5 protein-coding genes and 1 pseudogene are annotated in these 3,709 nt (G+C 62.9%); 3 read left to right on the top strand and 3 right to left on the bottom strand.

The window, feature by feature from the left end; all coding sequences use genetic code 11:
• Window positions 1-18: 18 nt before the first annotated feature.
• On the bottom strand, window positions 19-654 hold the full coding sequence (gene grpE, locus EN750_RS23470; protein ID WP_027161324.1) for a nucleotide exchange factor GrpE: 636 nt from the start codon (window positions 652-654) through the stop codon (window positions 19-21).
• Window positions 655-893: 239 nt separating this feature from the next.
• Between grpE and EN750_RS23465 the strand changes: the two genes are divergently transcribed.
• From EN750_RS23465 to EN750_RS23455, 3 genes are all read left to right on the top strand, one after another.
• Window positions 894-1,094: a hypothetical protein gene (locus tag EN750_RS23465; protein ID WP_127319283.1), complete on the top strand. Its 201-nt coding sequence runs from the start codon at window positions 894-896 to the stop codon at window positions 1,092-1,094.
• A 99-nt stretch (window positions 1,095-1,193) separates the two neighbouring features.
• Window positions 1,194-1,571, top strand: a complete 378-nt coding sequence (locus EN750_RS23460) for a hypothetical protein (protein ID WP_127397791.1) — start codon at window positions 1,194-1,196, stop codon at window positions 1,569-1,571.
• Between the two features lie 151 nt (window positions 1,572-1,722).
• Entirely contained in the window at window positions 1,723-2,745 is a 1,023-nt protein-coding gene (locus EN750_RS23455; protein ID WP_127273297.1) for a fatty acid desaturase, read from the top strand.
• 117 nt (window positions 2,746-2,862) lie between these two features.
• Here the strand turns inward: EN750_RS23455 and EN750_RS23450 are convergent, their stop codons facing one another.
• Together EN750_RS23450 and EN750_RS40920 are read right to left on the bottom strand one after the other, a co-directional pair.
• On the bottom strand, window positions 2,863-3,477 hold the full coding sequence (locus EN750_RS23450) for a GMC oxidoreductase (protein ID WP_245482781.1): 615 nt from the start codon (window positions 3,475-3,477) through the stop codon (window positions 2,863-2,865).
• A gap of 137 nt (window positions 3,478-3,614) precedes the next feature.
• A pseudogene (locus tag EN750_RS40920) lies at window positions 3,615-3,707 on the bottom strand (GMC family oxidoreductase N-terminal domain-containing protein); the annotation flags it as partial.
• Window positions 3,708-3,709: the final 2 nt, after the last annotated feature.

Below are 3,709 nucleotides of genomic sequence, written 5' to 3'. Positions count from 1 at the left end.
ACTCCCTTACTGCCCTAACTACGCATCTTTCTCAGCCTGCTCATTCACCGGCCCCGGCTCAACCGGTGCTTCAGCGGCGGCGAACTTCGGACCACCCTTGGCGACGCCGACCATGGCCGGGCGCAGCACGCGGTCGCCGATCGAATACCCCGGCTGCACGACCTGGACCACGGTGTTGGCCGGGACATCCGGATTGGGCACTTCGAACATCGCCTGGTGGAAATTGGGATCGAACTTCTCGCCTTCAGGCGCGAGCTTCTTGACCCCATGCCGTTCCAGCGCCGACAGCATGGCGCGCTCGGTGAGGTCGACGCCTTCGATCAGCGCCTTGAAGCCGGCGTCACCCGATGCCTTGGCCTCGGCGGGAATCGCATCCAGCGCGCGGCGCAGATTGTCCGACACCGACAACATGTCGCGGGCGAAATTCGCGACCGCGTAGGTGCGCGCATCGTGCACATCGCGCGCCGTGCGGCGACGCAGGTTTTCCATCTCCGCCGCCACGCGCAGCGCGCGGTCCTTCAACTCCTCATTTTCCTTCAGCAGCCGCACAAGGGCTTCATAGTCGCCGTCGGTGCTGCCTTCCGTGCGCTCGGCTGCGGGCTCGGTCGCCTCGACTTCGTCGGGCGCGCGTTCGTCTTTTGCCTGGTCGCTCATCGCCGTTTCCCGTCAATCTCGAATGATGTGGATTTTGTGCCCGATATCGATGTTTGGCGGCCAAAAATCAAGGGGTAAGCGACTATGGAAGCCGCCGGCCAAGGCCGGACAATGACAGGCAAGACATTTCGACTTTAATTCAAATTTTACCTTAACCGCGGGCTTTGCTTGCCATACAGGCATGATGGGGGAACCATTCTCTTGCTGCAGGAGTTTCGAAGCCGACACAGGATTTTGAGATGATGACCCGCAACATGGGCGAAAAGGCAGAGGGGCTGGCCATCGAGATCAGGCGCCAGTTCGGCGCCGAGGCGGTGACCCGCTTTCTGCGCACCTTGCCGGCCTTCCGCACCGAGGCCGACATCCCCGATCGGTTCAGAGAACTGCTCGACCGCCTCGATGGGGCGGAGCGCGGTGACATCGGCTGGCGCCGGCCGTAACGCAACAATCGATCTTGGCAGCAAACCTCCTATCGGCAATAGCCGGGGAGAGCCGAACCATCTAAGGATAGATGTGTTGTGGTTCAATGGAGGACGTAAATGCGCAAGGTTTCGATCACCTCATCGCTGATAGCGTTTGTCGGCCTCGGCGCCCTCACCTTGGCGGCCTTTCCGGCACAAGCAGACAATCTTCAGCTGCAATTGGGCAAACATGGCCCGCGGCTGAAGCTCATGGAAGATTGCGACCCCGCCTACGACGATTGCGAAGGCCCCCGTCGCGACGATCGGCGCGACCGCCGTCAACGAGGCTGCACGGAAGACCGGGCTCTCGACAAGGCAGACCGAATGGGCATCCGCCGCGCAAGGATAGAGTCCGTCGGCCGCCGGGAGATCACGGTCCGCGGCAGACAGGGCGGCGACCGCGTGCGCGTGACTTTTGGCACCGAGCGCGGCTGCCCTATCCTCGATCGCGAATAGCGATCGACCAGCGGAAAACCGACGCTCAGAGCCATCAGCAGGTCGATTTGGCGGGTTGGCAGGCTCGATCGCCAAGCCACGCGACAATTACGCACAGTAATTTTGCGTGATGTTGCCTTGCGGCGGCGAGGCGCCCCGCCTATGCTTCCTGATGAACATGATTTCCCCTGAGGCGGTCGCCAACAGCAAGCGCGCCTGGTTGAAGATTCTCGCCCGCTACAAGAAGCCTGACAGGCGGCGCAGCGCCGTCGAACTCGCCATCACCCTCATTCCATTCGCCATACTCTGGGGGCTGTCTTCGGCGGCTTATGCCTATGGCCATTGGTGGGGACTGGTCCTCATCCTCCCCGCGGCCGGGTTTCTGGTGCGCATCTTCATGATCCAGCACGATTGCGGCCACGGCTCCTTCTTCGCCAATCGTTACGCGGACGACTGGATTGGCCGCGCGCTCGGCATCCTGACGCTGACGCCCTACGATTGCTGGCGGCGCGCCCACGCGACGCACCACGCCAGCGCCGGCAATCTTGACGAACGCGGCATGGGCGACATCCGGACGCTGACCGTTGCAGAATACCGGCAGATGTCGTGGCGGGGCCGCCTCGCCTATCGTCTCTATCGCCATCCGCTGGTGATGTTCGGGCTCGGTCCGATCTGGCTTTTCATCTTCGAGCAGAGGCTACCCGTCGGCATGATGCGCGGCGGCCTGACCCCTTGGGTGTCGTCGATGACCACCAACCTTGGCATCGCGGTCGCAGCAGCCGTCCTTATCTGGTTCGTCGGCCCGGGCGCTTTCCTGGTGGTTCACCTGCCGATCGTCATCCTCGCCGGTTCGGCCGGCATCTGGCTGTTCTACGTCCAGCACCAGTTCGAGGAAACAGAATGGGCGAAGGATGCCGACTGGGAATTCCAGCACGCCGCCTTGCACGGATCGTCGTATTACGACCTTCCGCCGGTGCTGAACTGGCTAACCGGCAACATCGGTGTCCATCACGTCCATCACCTCTCGGCCAAGGTGCCGTGCTACCGGTTGCAGGAAGTGCTGCGGGATTATCCCGAGTTGCGCGACATAGGCCGGGTTACGCTGCTCGAAAGCCTGCGCTGCGTCAAACTGGCATTGTGGGACGAAAACCGCCGCAAGCTGGTGTCGTTCCGCGAGGCACGGGCGGCGGCTTAAGCAATTCCAGGAGAAGTGTGAACGGTTTTCCAGGGAAAACGCGTAGCGTTTTCCCTGGGCAATTGCGTCACAACAAAAAGACCGCCGCGCCATGGGCGCCGCGGCCTGGAGCTCCGATCAGGCAGCCCTGATCATGTCGGCGGCCTTTTCGGCGATCATGATGGTTGGGGCATTGGTGTTGCCACCAATCAGTGTCGGCATCACCGAGGCGTCCACGACACGCAAGGCTTCAAGCCCGCGCGCCTTGAGTTGCGGATCGACCACCGCCATCTCGTCGACCCCCATCCGACAGGAGCCGACCGGGTGATAGACCGTGTCGGCGCGGGTACGGATATGGGTCATCAGATCGGCATCGCTCGGCTCGCCGGCGATGTGCATTTCCTTGTGCCGGTAGCGCGTCAGCGCCGGCGAAGCCAGCACCTGCCGGGTGATCCTCACGCCTTTCAGCAGCAGTTCCGCATCGCGCTGGTCGCCGAGAAAGCGCGGATCGATGCGTGGCGCGGCAAGTGGATCGGCGCTGGCCAGCCCAACCTCGCCACGCGAGTGCGGCCGCAATATGCAGACATGACAGGAGAAGCCGAAACCGTAGTGCAGCGTGCGCGCATGGTTTTCGACCAAGCCGATGACGAATTGCAGCTGCAGGTCAGGGCGCTCAAGCGCCGGGTCGATTTGACGAAAGCGCCGCTCTCGGCCGACGGCGAGGCGATCAGGCCGGTCCCATCCCGCCGCCACTGCGCGATGTGCCTGAGGAAACCCCACGCGCCGCGCGGGCTCATACCGAGCATATCGGTGTCCTTCGATCTCCAGCCGACGATAAAATCGAGGTGGTCCTGCAGGTTCTTGCCAACGCCCGGCAATTCGTGGACGACGGGAACGCCGTGCACGGCAAGTTCGGCCGCCGGGCCGATACCCGACAGCAACAGAAGCTGCGGCGAACCGAAGGCACCGCCACAGAGGATCACCT

Source organism: Mesorhizobium sp. M7A.F.Ca.ET.027.03.2.1, from assembly GCF_003999175.1.
Lineage (GTDB): Bacteria > Pseudomonadota > Alphaproteobacteria > Rhizobiales > Rhizobiaceae > Mesorhizobium.
Note: the sequence above shows the minus strand (reverse complement) of the source record. Positions and strands in the feature narration are given on the sequence as shown.

Bases quoted from the DNA above. Each gene is read 5' to 3' on its own strand.
- EN750_RS23465 (WP_127319283.1), top strand. From the start codon at position 894: ATGATGACCCGCAACATGGGCGAAAAGGCAGAGGGGCTGGCCATCGAG.
- EN750_RS23455 (WP_127273297.1), top strand. From the start codon at position 1,723: ATGAACATGATTTCCCCTGAGGCGGTCGCCAACAGCAAGCGCGCCTGG.
- EN750_RS23460 (WP_127397791.1), top strand. From the start codon at position 1,194: ATGCGCAAGGTTTCGATCACCTCATCGCTGATAGCGTTTGTCGGCCTC.
- grpE (WP_027161324.1), bottom strand. From the start codon at position 654: ATGAGCGACCAGGCAAAAGACGAACGCGCGCCCGACGAAGTCGAGGCG.